This is a genomic window from Duganella sp. AC917, assembly GCF_979258245.1.
In genome coordinates, this window is sequence record NZ_OZ409848.1 from 4,843,340 (window position 1) to 4,865,530 (window position 22,191).

Sequence of the window (22,191 nt, forward strand, 5' to 3'; positions counted from 1 at the left end):
ACACCCTCATCAGCAGTAGAGAATAGATAAGATTCATGGAAAATTTCTGGCAGACCTGCTCCGCACAGTTGGAGTTGGAACTGACGCCGCAACAATTTAGCGCGTGGATAAAACCGCTCATCCCACTCGATTACGAGGCGGGCAAGTTGCGTGTGGCCGCACCGAACCGCTTCAAGCTGGACTGGGTCAAGTCGCAGTTCGCCAGCCGCATCACCGCGCTGGCCAGCCAGTACTGGGAAGCGCCGACCGAGGTGCAGTTCGTGCTCGACCCGCGCCTGTCGATGCCGCGCAAGCCGGCCACCGTGGTGCCGGCGCCGGACTACAACGACGGCAACCCGAACAACCACCCGCGCAATTCCGATCCGGTGCCGTCGGTGCCCGAGCTGCCGGCGTCGGCCGCGCCCCGCCGCGAGCAAAGCCGCATCAACACCGATCTGACGTTCGACAGCTTCGTGACCGGTAAGGCCAACCAGCTGGCGCGCGCCGCCGCCATCCAGGTCGCCAACAACCCGGGCGTGTCGTACAACCCGCTGTTCTTCTACGGCGGCGTCGGCCTGGGTAAGACCCACTTGATCCACGCCATCGGCAACCAGGTCATGGCCGACCAGCCGGGCGCGAAGATCCGCTACATCCACGCCGAGCAATACGTGCGCGACGTGGTGACCGCGTACCAGCGCAAGGGCTTCGACGACTTCAAGCACTACTACCACTCGCTCGACATGCTGCTGATCGATGATATTCAGTTCTTCGGAGGCAAAAGCCGCACGCAGGAAGAGTTCTTCTACGCGTTTGAAGCGCTGATCGCCGCCAAGAAACAGATCATCATCACCTCGGACACGTATCCAAAGGAAATCACCGGCATGGACGACCGCCTGATCTCGCGCTTCGACTCGGGCCTCACGGTCGCGATCGAACCGCCGGAGCTGGAAATGCGGGTCGCCATTCTGTTGAAGAAGGCCAAGCAGGAAGGCGTCACTTTCTCGGACGACGTCGCCTTCTTCGTCGCCAAGCACCTGCGCTCGAACGTGCGCGAGCTCGAAGGCGCGCTGCGCAAGATCCTGGCGTACTCGCGCTTCCACGGCAAGGACATCACGATCGACATCGTCAAGGAAGCGCTGAAGGACTTGCTGTCGGTGCAGAACCGCCAGATCTCGGTGGAAAACATCCAGAAGACGGTGGCCGACTTCTTCAACATCAAGGTCGCCGACATGTACTCCAAGCGCCGTCCGGCCAACATCGCCCGGCCGCGCCAGATCGCCATGTACCTGGCCAAGGAACTGACGCAAAAGAGCCTGCCGGAAATCGGCGAACTGTTCGGCGGACGCGACCACACGACCGTTTTGCATGCCGTGCGCAAGATCGCTTTGGACCGCACCAAGAACCCGGAATGCAACCACGAACTGCACGTGCTGGAACAAACGCTGAAGGGCTAGCGGGACGCTAGTTTTGCCATTATGATTGGTCGAACTGCAGAGCTGCACACAAGTTAATATTGAAATATCGTTAATCTTTACTACTGAGGATAATCTATGCAATTGGTCAAAACCACCCGAGATACCCTTCTCCGGCCACTGCAGATCGTGAGTGGTATTGTCGAGCGTCGGCACACTATGCCGATTCTGGCCAATATCCTCATCCGCAAAGACGGCGAAAACGTATCCTTCCTGTCGACCGACACCGAAGTCCAGATCACCACGAACGCCCAGATCGGCTCCGGCGCCGACGTGGCCGGCACCACCGTCGCGGCCCGCAAGCTGCTCGACATCCTGCGCGCGCTGCCGGAATCGGGCGACGTGACGATGACGCTGCTCAACAAGCGCCTGACCGTGCAAACGGGCAAATCGCGCTTCGCGCTGCAAACCCTGGCCGCCGAGGAATTCCCGACCGTCCAGCAGGCCGACAGCTACAGCGCCAGCGTGACCCTGCCGCAAAAAACCCTGAAGCACCTGTTCAACATGGTGCACTTCTCGATGGCGCAGCAGGACATCCGCTACTACCTGAACGGCCTGCTGCTGGTCCTGGACGGCAACAACGTCATCGCCGTGGCCACCGACGGCCACCGCCTGGCGTTCTGCCAGGTGGAAACCGAGCAAACGTTCGAGCGCCAGGAAGTGATCATCCCGCGCAAGACCATCATCGAACTGCAGCGCCTGCTGGAAGAAAACGACGAGACCGTTCAACTGGACATCGCCGCCAACCAGGTCAAACTGACCTTCGCCGACATCGAGCTGATCTCGAAGCTGGTCGAGGGCAAGTTCCCCGACTACACGCGCGTGATCCCGAAGGGCTACAAGAACGAATTCACGATCGGCCGCGATGAGCTGCTGCGTTCGCTGCAACGCGCCGCCATCATGACCAGCGACAAGTTCAAGGGCGTGCGCTGCATCATCACGCCGGGCAGCATGAAGATCAGCTCGACCAACGCCGACCAGGAAGAAGCGGTCGAGGAACTGGAGATCGACTACGGCGGCGACAGCGTCGACATCGGCTTCAACGTCACCTATCTGCTCGACGTGCTCAATAACCTCAAGTGCGACCAGATCAACGTCGCCCTGGGCGACTCGAACTCGTCGGCGCTGATCTCGATCCCGGACAACACCGACTTCAAGTACGTCGTTATGCCGATGCGGATCTAAGTTCCAGCAGCAGCCAGTCAACACCAGTAATCGATAATCAGAGAAAGCAGCACATGTCCGCCATCCCAGCAGAGAATCCAGCCCCAGTGGTACCGACCGAAGAATACGGCGCAGCATCGATCCAGATCCTTGAAGGTCTGGAAGCAGTACGCAAACGTCCCGGCATGTACATCGGCGACACCTCGGACGGCACGGGTCTGCACCACCTGGTGTTCGAAGTGCTGGACAACTCGATCGACGAATCGCTGGCCGGGCACTGCACGGAAATCCACGTCACCATCCACTCGGACAACTCGATCTCGATCACCGACAACGGCCGCGGCGTACCGACCGGCCTGAAGATGGACGACAAGCACGATCCGAAGCGCTCCGCCGCCGAGATCGTCATGACCGAACTGCACGCCGGCGGCAAGTTCGACCAGAACTCGTACAAAGTCTCCGGCGGCCTGCACGGCGTCGGCGTATCGTGCGTCAACGCGCTGTCGAAAACGCTCAAGCTGACCATCCGCCGCAACGGCAAGGTCCACTTCATGGAATTCGCGCGCGGCGTGCCGGTCAACCGTGAAATCGAAATGGTCGACGGCGTCGCCGTCTCCCCGATCAAGGTCATCGGCGACACCGACAAGCGCGGCACAGACGTCCACTTCTGGGCCGACGAAACCATCTTCGGCAACGTCGAATTCCACTACGAAATCCTGGCCAAGCGTATCCGCGAACTGTCGTTCCTCAATAACGGCGTCAACATCCGCCTGAGCGACCAGCGCAACGGCAAGGAAGAAATCTTCGCCTTCGAAGGCGGCACGCGCGGCTTCGTCGAATACATCAACAAAGCCAAGACGGTGCTGCACCCGACCGTGTTCCAGGCCACCGGCGAACGCATGTCGGACCAGAACACCAACATCTCGGTCGACGTCTCGATGCAATGGAACGACGCCTACAACGAACAGGTGCTGTGCTTCACCAACAACATCCCGCAGCGCGACGGCGGCACCCACCTGACCGGCCTGCGCGCGGCGATGACCCGCGTCATCAACAAATACATCGACGAGCAGGAATTCGCCAAGAAGGCCAAGGTTGAAATCTCCGGCGACGACATGCGCGAAGGCCTGACCTGCGTGCTGTCGGTCAAGGTGCCCGAGCCGAAATTCTCGTCGCAGACCAAGGACAAGCTGGTGTCGTCGGAAGTGCGCGGCCCGGTTGAAGAGATCGTCGCCAAGACCTTGTCGGACTACCTGCAGGAAAAACCGAACGACGCCAAAATCATCTGCGGCAAGATCGTCGAAGCGGCGCGCGCGCGCGAAGCGGCCCGCAAGGCCCGCGACCTGACCCGCCGCAAAGGCATCATGGACGGCCTGGGCCTGTCGGCCAAGCTGGCCGACTGCCAGGAAAAAGACCCGGCCCTGTGCGAACTGTACATCGTCGAGGGTGACTCCGCAGGCGGCTCCGCCAAGCAGGGCCGCGACCGCAAGTTCCAGGCGATTTTGCCGCTGCGCGGTAAGGTCTTGAACGTGGAAAAGGCGCGCTTTGAAAAGATGCTGTCGTCGGAGCAGATCACCACGCTGATCGCCACACTCGGCACCTCGATCGGCCCGGACGAATTCAACGTCGAGAAGCTGCGCTACCACCGCATCATCATCATGACCGATGCGGACGTCGACGGCGCCCACATCCGCACGCTGCTGCTGACCCTGTTCTACCGCCAGATGCCGCAACTGGTCGAGCGCGGCCACATTTACATCGCGCAACCGCCGCTGTACAAGGTCAAGGCCGGCCGCGACGAGCGTTATCTGAAGGATGACGCCGAGGAAGCGACCTACATGATGAACGTGGCGCTCAACACCGCCGTGCTCACGCCGCGCGAGGGTGCAGACCCGATCGTCGGCGAACCGCTGGCCGAGCTGGTGCGTCAGTTCAACCTGGCCAACGTCATCATGATGCGCCTGACGCGCGTGATCGACCGCGCCGCGCTGACCGCCATCATGACCGGCGTGACCCTGGATTTGAGCACGCAGGAGCTGGCTGAGGCGTCGGCGGCCGCGCTGTCGAAGGAGATCAACGATATCGCCGTCAAGGTGACGGTGATTTCGGACGAGCTGTCGGAGAAGCACGCGCTGCGCATCGAGCGCATGCATCACGGTAACGTGAAGGTCAGCGCGATCGACGCCGACTTCGTGCAGGGCGCGGACTACAACGTGCTGGCCAGCGCGGCGGCAACGTTCAAGGGCTTGATCGGCGAAGGCGCGATCGTCAGCCGTGGCGAAGGCGAGCGGACCAAGGAATCGGCCGTGGTCGACTTCCACCACGCGATGCAGTGGCTGCGCGACGAGGCGGAACGGGTGGTGTCGAAGCAGCGCTACAAAGGTCTGGGTGAGATGAATCCGGATCAGCTGTGGGAGACCACCATGGATCCGACCGTGCGGCGCTTGCTGAAGGTGCAGATTGAGGATGCGATTGCTGCGGATCAGATCTTCACTACGCTGATGGGGGATGATGTGGAGCCGCGCCGGGCGTTTATTGAGAATAATGCTCTGCGGGCGGGGAATATTGACGTTTAATCTGTCAGGCGACCGTAGGGCGCCAAACTATTTGCAACTGGCGCCACAATTCTGCGACTAATAGTCGCTACTTAATGCGACTGGCCTACTTGTCAACTGACACACAAAAGGAAAAACTGTGCCTTAGCTTGAAAACCAAAGCATAGTTAATTAGAACAGGCTCCACACGGAGCCTTTTCTAATTCCAAGTACCATCACTTTTTATTGGATCTCGAATATTTCAGAAGTTATCGGGTCATAAGGGCTTTTGGATAGTAGCCACCCGACCCGATAATACGCCCCCCTTGGTAGGAGTTCTTTCTCAAACTGAATCGCCACGAGTCTGATAGACACCCGCGCGTCGTTCAAAATGCCTTCGCTCAAACTCTGCCGGCGAAAGCCTGTCATTAAACCCGTGACGGCGCTTCGGATTGTAGAACATCTCGATGTAGTCGAAGATGTCCTGCCTGGCGTCGTCTCTGGTTGCATAGGTCTTGCGTTTGATGCGCTCGCGCTTTAGAAGCTGGAAGAAGCTTTCAGCGACAGCATTATCGTGACAGTTCCCACGCCGGCTCATGCTTGGCTCCAGCCTATGCGCCCTCAATGAACAGCGCTGCTTCGTGATTCACACTGAACGCGGCACGCGTAAAGTTAGGGCTACCAAGCACTAACGAGAACTCGTTCCCAGTCTTAAACAGATAGATCTTCGGATGAAAAGTTCCCGCACTGCTGTTTGGCACTACTCTAGCGCCTGGAACGTCTTGCAGTGCATAGAGGATTCTGGTGTTGATTTGCAGCGAAATATGACCCACTTTGCCGCATAATTTGCAAACGAATCTGACCCACGTTTAGGACACAATCCTGCTCATGACATTGAGCGGGGAATTGGAGTGATCGACGTGGCATTACTAGGCATTATTCGACGCTGGCACATTCGCGAGCAGATCCCATTGAGAGAGATAGCCAGGCGGTTGGGCATCTCCAGAAACACCGTCCGGCGCTACCTGCGCTCGGAAACCATAGAGCCAGCCTACGCTGAGCGGCGCTCCACCCGCGCTATCGACAAATACGCATTCCAGCTTTCAGCGCTCCTCAAGACCGAGGCGGCCAAGTCGCGCAAGCAGCGGCGCACGCTCAAACAGATCCATGAGGACCTAAAGGAATTGGGGTTCGAGGGATCTTACGACAGGGTCGCGGCGTTCGCGAGGACCTGGAGGGAGGGTCAATCTGAGAGGGTCAATCCGGCCAGCAAACGAACAGTCTGAAATATTGTGAAGCCGCCACTTGGCAAATTCTCTACCAAACACGATCCGCCGTTCGATACGGCAACGTGTTCGGAGGCGTCTGAATGTGCGATGATGCTAAGCGGCTCTTGATTGGGTGTTTCACCATCCGTATCCTGTAGCTCTATTTTCAATCCCTTTGTTTTTTCAGCCCGAGATTCTGCGAAGCGTGGCAGCGATGTGCTTAGTTTCTTGCTGCCAGAAAATTCAAAATTCGAGGCATGGAAATTAATTTTATTGCCGGTCCCAAGTTCGATCCCCCCTCCAATTTTTAGGTATGAGCCATCTTCTGAGATAAGAATGATCTCTTTCGCCATCGCGGTAAGCTTTCCCTCGGTCGCTGTGAAAGTAATGTTTGTCGACGCATTGATAGAAGTTGCCCCGTGCTGACTCTGTAAAAGAAGTTGTCCACGGTGTGCAATGGCCCGAAGACCACCATCTTCGGCAAACAGCGACATGCCTTTGCCCGAATTAAGGACCATTTTCTGTCCAGCACCAACATGAAGATGCTCTCTTGAAAACATATCTAAACTAGTTCCCGCGTAGGTAACACACGCTTTTGGTGTCGCGAAACTAATACCTGCGGGGCTGGTAATCGCAATAGCCGCCTGTTCTTTGGAGGGGGCTGTATCCCAGCTATTGAAGGCGTCCTTAAGTGTCATTTGCTCATCGGTTTCAATCGGGAGCGCTTGATGATTTTCCGCATATGCTCCCAATGAATGTGCAAGCTCCGCGCACTGATCAAGCAACATCAAGAACTCATCCCGCGCGAGTTGTTTGTCTGCTCCAGCGAGTCGCTTCCACGCCGTGAGCAACAAACCCTCTGCACCCCGAATAGCGACTGCGTCATCACTGCGCAGCTCTGCTCCCTCGCCCCTCAAGCTACCCGCACCGTGGTCCCTTGGCGTCGTCAGAAATCCCAGATTCAGCTCGCTTCGCCCATGATCACTTGCCAACTGGGCACTAATTTCTCCAGTGGTGTCATCAAGTCGCAACTGATTTGCTCGAGTGCCCTTAATTTCCCGGCTCTTGATACCGGAGAGGTAACGATTTCCGGGCAGATCGCCTTGGTCGCTTAGTGCCGGCGGCTGCGCCTGCTGGTTGTACAGCTGCCCCACGATCACCGGCTTGTCCGGGTCACCGCCCAGAAAGTTAACCAGCACCTCCGTCCCCACGCGCGGCAGGCCAACAGTGCCGCATTGCTCCACACTACCCGGCCCATTCCCAGCCCAATTCGACGCGACGCGCACCCAGGCGGAGTCGCTATCGTCACCCGCCGCACCCGATCCATCCGCATGCACATGATCCGCCGCCCGCGCACCCGGAAAGCGAATCTTCACCCTCCCCATCTGATCGCAATACACCTCCTCGCCCTTCGGCCCGACGACAATCGCGCTTTGCATTAGCGCCTGCGGCAGGTCGGTGCGCGCGTCGTACGCCGGCACGATCTTCACGCCGCGCCGCACAGCCGTGAACTGGATATGCATGCGCAGCGCGCCCGAGGCCATCCTGTCCGCGACCTCCTTCTGCATCTGCGGCTCCTGCGCGCCCTGCGTCCAGCGGCTGCGCGAGAACATTCGCTCCACGCGCTCGGCCAGCGCCTTGGGCAGGCTGTTCTGCGCGTTCACCTGCAAGGCCGTGACGACGAAGTCGCGCTCCTCGCGCGGGTGCTGGTCCACCTCCGGATGCCCGCTCAAGGTGAAGTACTCGCCGGCGCACAGATCGCGCACGCTGCCTTCGCCGTGGAAGCATTTCGATTCGAAATCGTGGCGCGACATGTGTAGTTTGCCGAGGCGGCACAAGTCGTCGACGTCGTCGCCGGCGTGCGGCATCATCACTTGGTAGTCATCCAGGCTGGCGGCCAGCTCGTTGCCGCTCACGCCCTGATCGACGCCGCTGCTGGTCTGCGCCATCATGTAGTCCGGGCCTAGAGAGCGGTAGTCCCAGCTGTGCCGCGTCACCACGCCTGCTTGCAGGCTGCGCACCGCACCCCAGGAGGTGATCGTGTCACGCTGTTCGGTGCCGGCGTCGCGGTGGTAGCGGATGGTGCCGGCGACGTTCTGGCGCAGGCTGTCGGCGCTGTTGAACAGCACCAGCGTGTGCGTCGGCACCTGGCCATTGGCCTCGGCGCGCACGTACCAGCCGATGCCACTGCGCTTGAGCAGTCGGCGGATGAAGGCGGCGTCCGATTCGTTGTGCTGCATGGTGAATTCACGCTTGGGATATTGCTGCAGATGGAACGCTTCGTCCACTTCGTCCATGAAGCAAACGCCAAGCGTGGAGCTTTTTTGCCGCCATTCCGAGAGAATCTGCCGCACGATCTCCACTTCGTCCATCTGGCGGAACACGCGCGTGTTGATGCGCTTTTCCAGGATCGCCAAGGCGTCGCGCAGCACCAGCTGGTAGCTGGCCAGGCCGCCGTCGCTGTCGCCGGAGCTGGCTTCGGTGACGATGCCGCAGACGTTGCGCAAATCTCCCTGGTCGGTGACGAATTGCAGCGCGGCCGGCACGGCGATCAGCTGCTTCAATGGCAGCGTGGCGTTGGACGAGACGCACAGCACGCGGTAGTCAATGCCGCCGCACAGCGTCTCGGTGCCGAATACGCGCTGCGGCAGCAGCATGTCGTCGTTGATGCCGCCCGGCAGATCGAGCTTGAGCCGGATCGGTCGGTTGAAGGTGACCAGCTCCTTGGGCATGTTCATGAAGCTGAAAAAATCGTTATCGAGTCCCACGTTTGCTCCTCTGGTATGCGGCGGATGTGGCGGAAGGTCAGGCCAGCGGCAAAGCGCCGCTGCGCGGAGGGCAGCGCAGCACTTCCTTGCCGCTCGCTTGCGAGACGATCACCAACTGGGTGTAGCTGGTCAAGTGGACGGTCAGGCTAAATAAGTGGTCCAGCACTTGGGCGAAGACGTGGACGCCGGTGTCGGCGTATGTCGCTTCGTTCAGGGTGACGGTCACTTCGATCCCGCGCAGATAGGCGCTGTCGGTGGCCGTCCGCATCCAGGCCGTGGACGGGCGGTGCGACAAACCCGTGATGCCTTCGATCTGGTGCTGGGCTGTGGCGTTGTCGCGCTGGGCGTACAGGCGCAGCGTCGCGGCCAGCGCGGGCAGGCCTTCCTGCGTGAGCGTGCGGTGGTTCGGCGACAGATGGGCGATCAGTCCCCATAGCCTGTCGCCGTGCGACGCCTGCGGGTGCGACAGGGTCGGCCGGCGCAGCATGCGGATCGGGAAGTTGCCGCTGGATTTGACCGAGCGCAGGTCGCCGTCGGTCCGTCCATACAACAGGTTTTGCGGCAGGTTGCGGTTGGTGCAGGTGACTTGTACCGATGCCGTGCCGTCGTCCATCCGCAATGGCGCCAGTTCCTGATCGACTAGCGTCAGCGAGACGCCGTGATCGGTGCCGCCGCCAAGATCGTCGCGGTGCTCCAGCCAGTAGCGGCCTTTCGCGCTGGACGATCCCTGGTGCAGCGCGTAGAACGGCGAGAACTCCTGAATGCTGCTGCCCTGCTGCTGCTTTCTCACCAGCTGCACCGAGTCGACGCTGTAGATCCCGCTGTCGCTGGCAGCGATTGAATCCAGGACCACCGGGTAGCTGCGGCGCGCGGCGGTCGCGCGGATCAACACGGGCTTGGCCGCTTTTTCGAACAGGTTGATGATGGGTGTGCAGCCGAGCACCAGGTTAGCTTCGGTCAGCGCGCGCAGCACGCACGCTGCGGGCGTGGCGGGACGCGCGCCTGCCAGCGCGAGGCGAAGCGTCAGGCGGGTGCAGTCGGCCGGGCTGGCGGCGATCAGCGCGCCCAGATCGATGTCGAAGAAGTCGAATTTCTCCGGGAAGGCGAAGTACTCGCTGAGCAGGCGATACGCGCCGTGTTCGGACGGGGCGACCGGCAGCAGCGCTTCGTCGGCGGCGAAGCCCACCGGCGCGATCGGCGGCTTGACCAGCGTGCGCCATTGGCCGTCCGCCTCGACGCAGGCGCAGGCGGTGCGCATGAACAGCGCGTCGCGCAAGGTGGCGCGCAGGGTGGCGTCGGCCTCGATGAAGACGCGCATGGTGCTCAGGCCCTGGAGCGCAAGGCCGCGCGAGACGCCGGTGCTTTCGATCGTGATGCAGATCGCGGCGCTGGCGTCGGGCGGCAGCGCGATCGTCGACGGCACCTGAATGTGCGGTTCAAACCATGCCGCGCCGATGGCGACCGGGGCGACCGTGGCGTCGTAGACGGTGCGGAAGCCGCAGCTGACGATGTTGGGTGCCAATGATTTCATGGCGGCGCCGCGCGGCAGCACGGTGACGGTGCTGACCGAGTTTTTCGGGGCGCCGCGGTAGTCGATGCGCGCGACCGAGCACGATGGCATCGGACGCAAATGGTGCGGGTACAGCATGCCGAGCAGCGATTCGGTGAAGCCGGAGTGGCCATCATCGAGCCGCTTGGCGCAGCGGGCGTTGAGGAAGGCGCAAGACTGGAACAGGCGCTCGACCTGGGGATCGGCGCAGGTTTCGCCATGTATTTGCAAGCTGCCGGCCAGTTGGGGGTACCGGCCGGCGAACTCGGCGCCGTCACGGCGCAGCTGGCTCAGTTCCCGTTCATAGTGCGGCAGTAGCTTTTCCATCGCGGCATCCATCACAGAGTGGGCAGCTTCAATGCCAGAAGGCAATGATCGGACTGCACAGGAGATCGATGATGTCACGGCGGGAGATGGGTGTTTTTGAGGTGACGCAAGGCGGCGAACTGGACGGCGAAAACGCTACACTGCTCGCGGCGGCCGCTCCGGCCAATGCCAGAGCGGCCATCGTTTATTGTTTCGTGACTACTCGAACACGAACGGAACCGCTCAATTTGTCCCGGAGTGCCTTCAACCTTGGTTCGAGCGAAAGTGAAAATTCCAACTGGCGCGTGACACAAAATTCCAAATCATTCAACATCCTTTACAATATAAAAATATTCCTAGCGGCATCTATTTTGGGCATAATGCCGGATAGTTAACACTGACCGACGGCGGCCGGACGACCGCTACTACGATTCTGGAGCTTTCATATGCGTATCAAATCCTTGTTGCTGGCCGTAACCGCGACCGCTGCCCTGTTCAGCGGTGCCGCCGGCGCATCCACCGAACTGATCATCAACGGCAATTTCGAATCCGGCGACCAGGGCCAGATCAATTGGGGCGGCCATCAATTGGCTGGCTGGACGACCACTGGCTACAACTTCCTGTTCAACGGCGCGAACGTGGACAATGGCGGCACGACCGGCGAGTACGGCAACCTGCAGCTGTGGGGCCCGAAAAACGGCGCGTCCAACGGACTGCAAGCGAGCCCGGTCGGTGGCAATTTCGTCGCCTCCGACGGCGCGTACGGCGTTGCCCCCCTGTCGCAGACGGTCAATGGCCTGACGGCCGGCCAGCAGTACAACGTGAGCTTCTACTGGGCCGGCGCCCAGCAGTCCGGCTACTCGGGCGAGACTACCGAGCAGTGGCACGTCTCCCTGGGCAACCAGACCCAGTCGACCGCCGTGAAGAACAACGCCAACCACGGCTTTACCGGTTGGCAGAAAGAAACCTTCACCTTCACGGCCACCGGCGCCAGCGAAGTGCTGAGCTTCCTGGCCGCAGGCACGCCAAATGGCGTTCCACCGTTCTCGCTGATCGACGGCGTGTCGATGACCTCCGCCGTACCTGAGCCGGAAACCTTCGCCATGCTGGGTCTTGGCCTGGGTCTGGTCGGCTTCGCCGCACGCCGCCGCAAAGCCAAGGCAGCTTAATTCTGAATTGACAATGACCGATGCCGGGCGTTCGCGTCCGGCATTTTCCATTGCGCACATGAGCGCTCTTGTTGGTGCAAGTGCACATCACTGAAGTCCCGACACCGATGAATCACATTCTTGCCTACATGCCGACCTTCGCCGTCAACGTGGGGCGGCTGTGTCTGTGGCTGGCGCTGTTATCGCTGGTGTTTGTGCCGCTGGAGCGCTGGCTGGCGGTGCGCAAGGCGCGCCTGCCGCGCCGCGCGCTGGCGCTCAACCTCGGGCTATACTTCCTCAACAGCCTGCTCCCCGCGGCCGTGCTGAGCGCGTTGATGGCGGTGGTCGCCGTCGGCGCGCATGCCGCGCTGCCGGCAGCACTGCCGGCTGCCTTGGGCGCACTGCCGCTGGCGGTCAAGCTGCCGCTGTCGTTCCTGATCGCGGAAATCGGCTTTTACTGGGGCCACCGCCTGAGCCACCGCTTGCCTTGGCTGTGGCGTTTCCATTCGGTGCACCACAAGCCTGACCACCTGTACTTCCTGATCAATACCCACGCGCACCCGGTCGACATGGTCGTCACCCGCTTGTTCGGCATGACGCCGCTGTACATCCTCGGACTAGCCGGCGCCAGCGCGGGCGGTAGCGCCACGCCGGCGCTGGTGATCGTCATTGGCACGGTGTGGGGATTTTTCATCCATTCGAACCTGCGGTTGCGGTTCGGTCCGCTGGAATCGGTCATCGCCACGCCGGCCTTTCATCACTGGCACCATACCAGCATCGCGCCGCTGGACCGCAATTTTTCCTCCACGCTACCGTTCCTGGACCGGGTGTTTGGCACCTGGCACCTGCCGGACAACTGGCCGTCGGCCTACGGCATCGCCGACACGCCGCCCAAACCGTCCGCACCGACGGTCTGACCGCAATTTTTCACGCACGCCGGACAAGATCAACTCGTCACAGTTTGGCGTGACGGGATTTGTGCCCCATGCGCTAGTACAGCTGAGCACGATTCAAATCACTCTTGTAAATATGCAAATTCTAAGGTGTAATCTTGTTTGGATTGCATCACGTCAGTCGCTGTTTCCCCAGCGCCATGCATCGGAGTGTGAGTCACATGTCAGAACCGATTCCATCACAGTCAGGCGAGTTCGACCCGTCCGCTTTGCTCGCCGGTTTTTCGCAGGGCACGCGGCTGCTCAAGCTCACCACGCCGCTCGGCGGCGACGTGCTGCTGGCCGAATGCGTGCGCGGCGAGGAAGGCATCGGCATCGGCTTCAGCTTCAAGGTCGCCGCGCTGTCGACCGACGCCGCCATTCCGCTCAAGTCGCTGATCGGCCAGCCGGTGCTGCTGGAGTTGATGACGGCCGCCAGCCGCGACCAGCTACGGCCGTTCCATGGCCACGTCACCGCCATCGACATGGCGGGCGCCAACGGCGGCTTCGCCCGCTACAACCTCACCGTCGAACCCTGGACCGCCTTCCTCGCGCGCGGACGCGACAGCCGCATCTTCCAGGACATGACGGTGTTCGACATCCTTGACACCGTCTTTAACGCCTACCAGGGCCAGGGCAAGCTGGTGCCGGCGTGGCGCTTCGACATCCTCGACCGCGCCGTCTACCCCAAGCGCAGCATCATCACCCAGTACCAGGAAAGCGACCTCGCCTTCGCCAAACGCCTGATGCACGAGGAAGGCCTGTTCGATTATTTCGAGCACAGCGGCGATGCCGCCAGCCCCGGCCTGGGCAGCCACATGATGGTCATCGCCGACCACAATGGCAGCTTCAAGCCCAACGCGCAGGCCAGCATCGCGTTCAGCCAGCCCGGCGCCACCATGAAACAGGACACGCTGGACCGTTGGCGCACCGAGCTGCGCCTGCAAACCAACACCATCGAACTGAGCAGCTGGGACTATCGCTCGCTCGACACGCGCGCCGTCAGCGCCGCCAGCGCGGACGGCGGCGACGGATCTCCGCTGGTCAGCCGCGACGCGCCCGGCGCCTACGCCTACCAGTCGCGCGAGCAAGGCCAGCGCATCGCCGACAACCAGTTGCAGGCGTTCGAGGCCAGCAAGGAAGTCCACGTCGGTGCCGGCACCGTGCGCACGCTTGCGCCTGGCACCACGTTCGCCCTCACCGGCCAGGCCCAGTTCGATCTGGCCGGCAGCGACGACGAGCGCAGCTTCCTGGTAGTGCGCACCGTGCACCTGATGCACAACAATCTCAGCGCGGACCTGAAGTCGAGCCTGATGCAGCGGCTCGGCGAAGGCATACTCGATTCGCTGATCGGCAAGGAGGAGAAGACCAGCCTGCACGCGGTGGGCAAAGCGATGGGCGAGCGGCCGTTGTACCGAGTCCGTATCGATGCGATCCGCAGCAATATTCCCTACCGCTTCAGCGGCACGGACGCGCACGGCAAACTGCTCCATCCACGTCCGACCATTCACGGGCAGCAGACCGCCATCGTGGTCGGCCCGCCCGGCGCGCCGATCCACACCGACCGCGACCATCGGGTCAAAGTGCAGTTCCACTGGCAGCGCGGCGCGCAAAGCCACAGCCGCCTGGCGCATCCGATGCCCGACGGCCACACCGGCGCGCCCGGCGACGACCAGGCCGGCACGTGGGTGCGCGTGGCCACGCCGATGGCGCCGGTGGCCGGCGCCAACTGGGGCAGCAGCGCCCTGCCCCGCATCGGGCAGGAGGTGCTGATCGATTTCCTCGAGGGGAATATCGACCGGCCGGTGGTGCTCGGCACCGTCTACAATGGGCGCGGCCAGGCCGACGCGCAGCACAATCAGGTGGCGGGCGGCGCCGGCGTGGCGACCGGCAACGCGCCCGCCTGGTTCCCCGGCGAGGCCGGCGGACACGCACACCCGGCGGCACTGTCGGGCATCAAGACGCAGGCGATCCAGTCCAGTCAGGGCGGCAGCGGCGCCTATAACCAGTTGGTGTTCGACGACAGCCCGGGGCAATCACGTCTTGGTCTACAGAGACATGCGACAGCGCACCAGGGCACGGCTGAGTTGAATCTCGGCCACCTCCTGCATCAAAGCGACAACCAGCGGCTGAAGGCGGCCGGCTTCGGCGCCGAGCTTAAGACCGAGCACAGCATTGCCGTGCGGGCCGGCAAAGGTGTTCTGCTATCGACCGACGCGCGCGGCAGCGCCACCGGCAGCCAGATGGATTCGAAAGAGGCCATCACGCAGCTGGAGGAAAGCGTGCAGCTGCAAACCGATCTCGACGAGATGGCGCAGAAGCACAGCACGTTGACGGTCGGCGGCAAGGCCCCCGCAACCGGGCCGGCAACGCCGCTGCCCGCCATCGCCCAGCTCAAGCGCAGCATGGACGTGCTGGGCGCGGTGGAATCGGACGTGACGGCCTACAGCGAGCCGCATCTGCAATTGAGTTCGCCGGCGGGTATCGCAGCCAACACGCCGGCCAACGCGGTGCTAGGCGCAGCAGGCACCAGTTTGACCGCCGGCCACGATATCAACTTGGCGTCCCAGCGCAACAGCTACGCGAGCGTGAAGGAAGGCATCAAGTTCTTCACCTACGGCAAGGCGACCAATGCGCAGAAGCCCAACCAGGAGGTCGGCATCCGCCTGCACGCGGCCAGCGGCAAGGTCAGCAGCCAGAGCCAAGCCGACGAGACCAGGCTGACGGCCGACAAGGCGCTCACCGTCGCCAGCACGGCCAAGGGCATCACCGTGGCCGGCAAGGAGCATGTGCGGCTGACCGCGCAAGGCGCGCATCTCAAGCTTGAGGGCGGCAACATCGAGCTGCACGGGCCGGGCAAGATCGAGTTCAAGGCCAGCATGAAGGAGTTGGCGGGGCCGATGAGTGCGACACCGGCGCTGCCGGCCTTGCCGCAGGCGGCCGATCTCGATAACTCGATCGAGATCCTGTTCCATTACGACGATCTGGCGCCAATCCCCGGCGCCGCCTACAAGGTCACGTTCGAGAATGGCACCGTGCGTGAAGGCAAGCTGGATGAGAAGGGGCACGCTTTGCTGACCGGCACGCCGCCGGGCGAGTATGTGGTGGAGTATGGCGACGATCCGCGTCCGTGGAAGCCGCCGGAGGAAGAAACGCCGGAGTATAAAAAGCCGGACTTCAAGGCCGCGATGGACGCGGAGATGGAACGCGAGCGCAAATTGCGCGAGCAAAGTCAGGGGTGGGTATGAGTCTCGTCGACGATTGCATGAAATTCCTCGAAGACCTGATCATGGGCGACTTCAACGAGGACCAGATGGTATCGGCCCAGATCATCGGCGGCCTGATCTCGTTGATCCCCGTGGTCGACCAGGTGATGGACGTGCGCGATGTTTCAGGCAGCCTGTACCGGATCAACAAGCAAGGCGGCTTTGCCAAGGCGACCATCGATCAAAAGATTTATCTGGGCTTTGCCGCCTTTGGCGTGGTGCCGGAGGTGGGCAGCGCGTTCAAGACCGTGTTCAAGCCGCTCTACAAGGAACGCAAGGCGCTCAAGGGCGCGGTCAACAGCGGCGTGGCGATGATCGAGCGCATGCTGTCGAAGAAAAAGGGCGGCGCGCTGGCGTGGGTCAAGGCGCTCGACTGGGCCGGCAACACCCAGGCGGCGATCGTGCAGGCCAACATGGCGCTGGAGAGCTGCATCGCGCTGCTCGACTATATCGGCCAGGGACATTGGTGGTGTCCGGACCATCTGGAGCAATTGGCGCGCGACGTTTCGCCGGGTATCAAGAGAATGCGCGGGCAGCTAGCTGCGCCGATACGGGAGGCGTCGGGGCATATCAAGGCGTTCATCACCGATCTGTTGGGGGAGCATGCGGCGGCGGTGGTGATGACGGTGGCTAGTAATGCTGGAAGTATTCCGCGTGGTGGGCATCATGGGGCGGGGGCGAGGGGGGCAAGCGCCAATAGTCATTTGCGGGTGGCCGACAAGCCGCGACTGAACGGGCGTACCACTACCGGTAAAATCGCCAACGTGGTGCAGCGCACGGCTTTTCAGGCTTACAAGGGATTGGAGAACGCTGCTAAGGGCTTGCTGGGCGAGCACATCGTCGACCACCATGTTATCGAGCACAAAGGCTGGGGACTTAGCTGGAACCGGCATGACATGATTGGCGGCCCTGGCAAAAAGACCGCCGGTTGGCAAAGCGAGTTTAAAAAGCTTAACGACGACGAGATTCCACTTTACCTTTGCACGCCGAGCGTACATGTACTGACTCACGGCATAGACTCTCTATGGCTGACAAATCGCCCGCCCCCCCACCAATTTGCCGTTGTTGAGGCAAAGGCCAGCATGAGCCCAGCCGCGAAATTATTGCCTATGCTGGGTGAAGCAAAGGCTGCCGGTAGTGCCCCCACAGGCGCGACAGGTCGACGGCAAAAAAACGGTTCAGGTCCGCGGACGACAGGCCAAGGCGGTGCTTCTAAGCCGGGTCTGGTCATGCAGATGAGTCGGATATGGATTCATGATCGTATCCAGAAAGACTTTTCGAAATATCGCGTACGCATGCTAAAAAATGGTACCAACTACTCGAGGCATGTGTTTTTGGTTTCGCCCCTGCAAGCCGGCGAACACATTATCGCTATGGAAAAGATTATCAGTGAGGGATTAATTAGCAAACCGGCGGCAGCGCAGAAGTATGCCGCCGATCATAGTCGTCACGACGTTCAGCGCGAATTCGGCGAAAGCGATCTGGATGCGGCCGAAGCGGAGTATAAAATCAGTGGCAAGCCGCCTCGTTCAGGGCCAGGAAAAAAACGTAAAAAATAGGTACCGAAATATCATGGAAAAATCCAATTTCATTAGTAGAAGGCGTCAAAGTTATCTTGACGAAGAAAGCTACATCAATACAGTCAAGCAAATTGAGACCGAGAATGCGATTCCAACCGTCCCAGGCCTCTCGCAAGAAGATTTATGCACCAATTTTTCTTTAAATGCACAAGACCACTGGATAATTTTCCAGCTAAAATTTACTGCCGGCGAAAGCCTCACAGAGCTGGCGAGCTCTCTGGATGAAATTGTTCTTGCATATGAACAATACGTCGAAGCCATTGATGAACTACCAGATGACAAATATCATCCGCCCTTCATGATGAACGACATGATTGACACCTATGTCGATTATTTAAATCTTCTTTGTGCCGCAATTTTATTGCGTCGTGAGGACTTGATAGCGAGAATATGCGCGCTTAACGAAGGAACCGACTTCGATCAATCCGATGCGGTGCTGGAGGAATTATTCAAATTTTTCCTTGCGGACCGCCCGAACTTGGATTATTGGCTATGGGACAAACCATATCGAAAGCTGCTTGATGCTATCGACAGCGATACTGTGCCCGAGATGGAGCAGGCTATGAAGATCTACGTTAAGAGGTGGTACGCCGACATGAAAGGGCTCGCCCATTTCTGGAATAAGCATGAAAAGATCAAACCTGATTTCACACCGTACTATGGCTATTGGGCAATGTGCGCGGCTGCCTTTACCTATCTCTACAATCTTGACGACTCGTCATACCGTAACGAAACCGTGTATCCCAAAGACCTCGTTGATTACGCACGTAGCATCCCACGCTACGATGAAAACCAACAGACCATTGCGAAGCCGTTACGGGTAGCGGGTGGGGAGCCGTGTCCAAAGTCCGGCCTTTGGTTTACGCCGGCAAAAACGGACAGCGAAGGACGTTTTTCCGCCGGCGTCACAATGCCGGACTTCCCGGATGCGCAGTACGGTCTTACTATTTGGCAGTGGCTGTCCAATTAAAGGCGGGCACTAAACTCTCTTTGAGGAAGGCAAGTCCTGCCCCGAAACAAGGCTCCGCCAATGAAAAATTCAGAATTCAGAAATAGGCGGCGCCAAGTCTTTCTAGATCAAGATAGCTGCGGCAGCACGATTGCCCAGCTCGAGGTTGAAACCGGTCGGCCCTTAGGTCCCAGCCTATCCCAAGAGGATCTATGTAGAAATCTGCGAGCAAGGGCATTTGACAGTTGGGTCATCTTCAAGCTGAAATATACCGCCGGCGAAAGCCTCACGGAATTGGCAAACTCGCTTGACCATGTCGTCGCTTCCTACGAACTCTACGTCGAAGCGTTGGACGAGCTGCCGGACAGCCAATACCATCCGCCGTTCATCATGAACGATCTGATAGACACATATGTTCGGTACTTGAACATCGTTTCTGTCGCCATCCTATTGCGGCGTGAGGACTTGATAGAAAGAATCTGTGCGCTAAATGAAGGAACAGATTTTGACGGAGTCGATGCAGTGCTAGAGGAACTATTCAAGTTTTTCCTGCCAGATCGTCCTGAATTGGATCACTGGCTATGGGATAAGCCCTACCGCAAACTGCTCGACGCTATCGACAGCGATACGCCAGAAGAGATGCGAACCGAAATGAAGCGCTACGTGAAAAACTGGTATGCCGATATGAAGGGGCAGGCCCACTTCTGGGGGCAGCATGAGAAAATCAAGCCAGAGTTCACTCCCTACGACGGCTACTGGGCGATGTGCGCGGCGGCATTCACCTACCTCTACGACATCGACGACTCGGCCTACCGTAACGAGACAGTGTATCCCAAAGACCTGGCCGATTACGCACGCAGCATCCCACGCTACGATGCTCAAGAGACGATGACCAAGCCGTTGCGCGTAGCAGGTGGGGAACTCTGTCCGAAGTCCGGCCTATGGTTCACGCCGGCAAAAACGGACAGCCAAGCGCACTTCGCCGTAGGAACGGTCATGTCAGACTTCCCGGATGCACAATACGGCCTGACGATTTGGCAGTGGCTGCGAGGCCAATAAATTTTAGGGACTTGCAAATGCCGACACCAATCGAGTTCGACAATCGTCGACGCCAAATTTACCTCGACGAAGAAAGCTATCGAAATACTGTTGCCCAGCTAGAGGCCGAGAATGCTATCGAGTCCCCACAAAATCTACCTCTGGTCGACAGGTGTAGGGATCTGCAAACGGCGGCCTTGGATAGCTGGATAATTTTTCAGCTGCGCTATACGGCTGGCGAAAGCCTAGCGGATCTAGCGAATTCCCTGGACAGCATCGTCATCGCTTATGAGCGCTGGATTGCGTGCCTGGATGAGGTTCCAGACGACGACTACTACCCTCCATTCATCATGAACGACATGATCGACACGTATGTCGGCTATCTGAACATGGTAGCCGTCGCAATCCTGTTGCGCCGGGAAGATTTGGTGCCAAGAATTTGCGCTTTTAACGAAGGTACGGATTTTGATCGCGTTGACGCCGTGCTAGAAGAACTTTTTAAGCTTTTCCTCCCGGACCGCCCATGGCTTGATTATCTCCTCTGGAAAAAACAGTATAAGAAGCTGCTGGACGTCGTGGATAGCGATACCCCGGAAGATATGGCCGCAGAAATGCGCCAACACGTAAAAAAATGGTACACCAATATGAAGGGGAAAGCTCACTTTTGGGGGAAGCACGAAAAGATCAAGCCGGAGTTCACGCCGTATTTCGGATACTGGGCCATGTGCTCGGGTGCCTTCACCTACCTCTACGAAATCGATGACTCCAGCTACCGTGACGAGATGGTATATCCCAAAGACTTGGTCGATTACGCCCGCAGCATCCCGCGCAAAACAGACGTCCTGTAACGAAATCAACTATGAAGAATTTGCCCTTTCATGAACGTCGCCGTCAGCAGTTTCTTAACGAAGATCTTTATGAGAAAACACGTGCGAATCAGATATTGCTGATTGAAGGCCAACTTAAAAACAAGCAATTCCCAGAAACGGCCGAGGACCAGTCCATCGCTCATCGTTTCCTCTATTTGGAAGCTTTCTGGATCTGGATACTCGACTACACAGCAGGCGTTCCAGTTGCGGAATTAGCGCCACGGATAGCTTGCATAGTCGACGCGTTTGAGGAATGGAACGATATCGAACAAGCGTTCCAAAAAGAGGCCGCGCTGGAGGTCCCGGAATACGGACCGTACAAATACCGCGCCGCACCGGACTTTTCAATCCTGTTTGATTATGAGGACACCCTTCAGCTAGTGAGCATCGCCATATTGCTGCGTGATCTCCACTCGGTCAAACGCATCATTCACATACTGCGAAGCCACCGAGGCGAAGATGGGCTCTTTGAACAATTAATTGGCGGATACATCGAAGATGGCATGGCGCTGTCGTCGTGCGTGCTTGAGGACCCGTACAATATCCTGCTGCAAGTCTTCTATGAAGAGGACGAACAGAAAACGCTCGACCTTGTTCAGCAGTATCTCAAGGAATGGTATCCCTCCATGAAGGATCATCCGCGCTGGTATGACGAGCACCTGAATGTCAGCAAGGAGGGCTACGCCGGCTATTACGGCTACTGGGCATTCGAGGCGGCTGCGGCGGTCTACCTCCTGGACTTGGACGACAGCCAGATCAACCACTTGGTCTATCCAAAAGACCTGCTGGACTATGGCCGTAAATTGCGGAGAGAGGAACTCTACACCAGCCAGGATGCTGCATCTTAGTCCGCCCCTATCGCGGGACGTGCAAACGAGGGAGCTATAATGGGCTATCAACCTTCCGATATCACCTGAACAATCGTCTCGCCGAACGCAGCCGTGACTTTTTCTCCGCGTTCGTGCGTCTCGAGGAAACGCTGGCTCAACCTGAAGATTCGTCTCTGCGCGACGCGTCCATCCAACAGTTTGAATTCACGTATGAGCTTGCGTGGAAGGCGATTAATCTTTGGCTGGGAACCCAAGACATCGTCGTGCTCAGTGCCAAAGAAACGTTACAGGCGGCGCTCGAACCGGGGCTGCTGGTGGACGGAAACGGTTGGAGCCAGTTATATCGCATGCGCAATCTGACCAGCCATACCTATGACGAAGCCCAGGCGCTGCTTGTCTATCGGTTCGTCAAAGTCGATGGTGTACGGCTTTTCTCCGAGCTCGCTGCGAGGATACGAACATGGGCACAGTAGCCGACAAAACATTTCCTTTCGGGCTGAGTGAACCGATCCGCGAGTCGCTGCGGCGGATCAGGCGTC

At 59.4% G+C, this 22,191-nt stretch carries 16 protein-coding genes and 2 pseudogenes; 14 read left to right on the top strand and 4 right to left on the bottom strand.

Translation table 11 applies throughout. The features are described 5' to 3' along the window. Positions 1-35 precede the first annotated feature (35 nt). The 3 genes from dnaA to gyrB all read left to right on the top strand — a co-directional run bounded on the left by dnaA (position 36) and on the right by gyrB (position 5,191). Complete coding sequence (dnaA, locus tag ACZ0BA_RS21210) at positions 36-1,433, top strand: chromosomal replication initiator protein DnaA (protein WP_463453152.1); 1,398 nt, start codon at positions 36-38, stop codon at positions 1,431-1,433. 96 nt (positions 1,434-1,529) lie between these two features. Continuing rightward, a complete protein-coding gene (gene dnaN / locus ACZ0BA_RS21215) occupies positions 1,530-2,636 on the top strand; it encodes a DNA polymerase III subunit beta (RefSeq protein ID WP_463453153.1) in 1,107 nt (368 codons plus the stop codon). A gap of 53 nt (positions 2,637-2,689) precedes the next feature. Continuing rightward, on the top strand, positions 2,690-5,191 hold the full coding sequence (gene gyrB, locus ACZ0BA_RS21220; RefSeq protein WP_463453154.1) for a DNA topoisomerase (ATP-hydrolyzing) subunit B: 2,502 nt from the start codon (positions 2,690-2,692) through the stop codon (positions 5,189-5,191). 301 nt (positions 5,192-5,492) lie between these two features. Here gyrB and ACZ0BA_RS21225 read toward each other — a convergent pair. Together ACZ0BA_RS21225 and ACZ0BA_RS21230 are read right to left on the bottom strand one after the other, a co-directional pair. After that, positions 5,493-5,774, bottom strand: a pseudogene (locus ACZ0BA_RS21225) (IS3 family transposase); the annotation flags it as partial. Beyond that, positions 5,761-5,982 (bottom strand): phospholipase D-like domain-containing protein, encoded by a 222-nt coding sequence (locus tag ACZ0BA_RS21230; RefSeq protein ID WP_463453155.1) that lies wholly within the window; start codon positions 5,980-5,982, stop codon positions 5,761-5,763. The pseudogene ACZ0BA_RS21225 and the gene ACZ0BA_RS21230, both read right to left, overlap by 14 nt. A gap of 87 nt (positions 5,983-6,069) precedes the next feature. Between ACZ0BA_RS21230 and ACZ0BA_RS21235 the strand changes: the two are divergent. Next, a pseudogene (locus tag ACZ0BA_RS21235) lies at positions 6,070-6,405 on the top strand (helix-turn-helix domain-containing protein); the annotation flags it as partial. On the opposite strand, the gene ACZ0BA_RS21240 reads toward ACZ0BA_RS21235, so the two are convergent. Both ACZ0BA_RS21240 and tssF read right to left on the bottom strand, forming a co-directional pair. Further along, complete coding sequence (locus ACZ0BA_RS21240; protein ID WP_463453156.1) at positions 6,393-9,185, bottom strand: type VI secretion system Vgr family protein; 2,793 nt, start codon at positions 9,183-9,185, stop codon at positions 6,393-6,395. The pseudogene ACZ0BA_RS21235 and the gene ACZ0BA_RS21240 sit on opposite strands and share 13 nt — an antisense overlap. Before the next feature lie 37 nt (positions 9,186-9,222). Continuing rightward, positions 9,223-11,061, bottom strand: coding sequence for a type VI secretion system baseplate subunit TssF (gene tssF / locus ACZ0BA_RS21245; RefSeq protein WP_463453157.1), 1,839 nt, complete (start codon positions 11,059-11,061; stop codon positions 9,223-9,225). A gap of 68 nt (positions 11,062-11,129) precedes the next feature. Here tssF and ACZ0BA_RS21250 point away from each other — a divergent pair, with 68 nt between their 5' ends. From ACZ0BA_RS21250 to ACZ0BA_RS21295, 10 genes are all read left to right on the top strand, one after another. Continuing rightward, positions 11,130-11,435 (top strand): hypothetical protein, encoded by a 306-nt coding sequence (locus ACZ0BA_RS21250; protein ID WP_463453158.1) that lies wholly within the window; start codon positions 11,130-11,132, stop codon positions 11,433-11,435. 51 nt (positions 11,436-11,486) lie between these two features. Further along, positions 11,487-12,209: a PEP-CTERM sorting domain-containing protein gene (locus ACZ0BA_RS21255; RefSeq protein WP_463453159.1), complete on the top strand. Its 723-nt coding sequence runs from the start codon at positions 11,487-11,489 to the stop codon at positions 12,207-12,209. 107 nt (positions 12,210-12,316) lie between these two features. After that, positions 12,317-13,105 carry a sterol desaturase family protein gene (locus ACZ0BA_RS21260; RefSeq protein WP_463453160.1) on the top strand — a complete coding sequence of 263 codons (789 nt, stop codon included), beginning with the start codon at positions 12,317-12,319 and terminating at the stop codon, positions 13,103-13,105. A 197-nt stretch (positions 13,106-13,302) separates the two neighbouring features. After that, positions 13,303-16,368 (top strand): type VI secretion system tip protein TssI/VgrG, encoded by a 3,066-nt coding sequence (gene tssI, locus ACZ0BA_RS21265; protein WP_463453161.1) that lies wholly within the window; start codon positions 13,303-13,305, stop codon positions 16,366-16,368. After that, complete coding sequence (locus ACZ0BA_RS21270; protein WP_463453162.1) at positions 16,365-17,945, top strand: hypothetical protein; 1,581 nt, start codon at positions 16,365-16,367, stop codon at positions 17,943-17,945. Before tssI ends, ACZ0BA_RS21270 begins: the two co-directional genes overlap by 4 nt. A 13-nt stretch (positions 17,946-17,958) precedes the next feature. After that, complete coding sequence (locus ACZ0BA_RS21275) at positions 17,959-18,936, top strand: PoNe immunity protein domain-containing protein (protein ID WP_463453163.1); 978 nt, start codon at positions 17,959-17,961, stop codon at positions 18,934-18,936. A 60-nt stretch (positions 18,937-18,996) separates the two neighbouring features. Then, positions 18,997-19,974 (top strand): PoNe immunity protein domain-containing protein, encoded by a 978-nt coding sequence (locus ACZ0BA_RS21280; RefSeq protein ID WP_463453164.1) that lies wholly within the window; start codon positions 18,997-18,999, stop codon positions 19,972-19,974. Between the two features lie 17 nt (positions 19,975-19,991). Next, entirely contained in the window at positions 19,992-20,801 is an 810-nt protein-coding gene (locus tag ACZ0BA_RS21285; RefSeq protein ID WP_463453165.1) for a PoNe immunity protein domain-containing protein, read from the top strand. Positions 20,802-20,812: 11 nt separating this feature from the next. Further along, complete coding sequence (locus ACZ0BA_RS21290; protein ID WP_463453166.1) at positions 20,813-21,670, top strand: PoNe immunity protein domain-containing protein; 858 nt, start codon at positions 20,813-20,815, stop codon at positions 21,668-21,670. 65 nt (positions 21,671-21,735) lie between these two features. Then, entirely contained in the window at positions 21,736-22,125 is a 390-nt protein-coding gene (locus ACZ0BA_RS21295) for an HI0074 family nucleotidyltransferase substrate-binding subunit (protein WP_463454804.1), read from the top strand. The last annotated feature ends 66 nt before the right edge of the window (positions 22,126-22,191 follow it).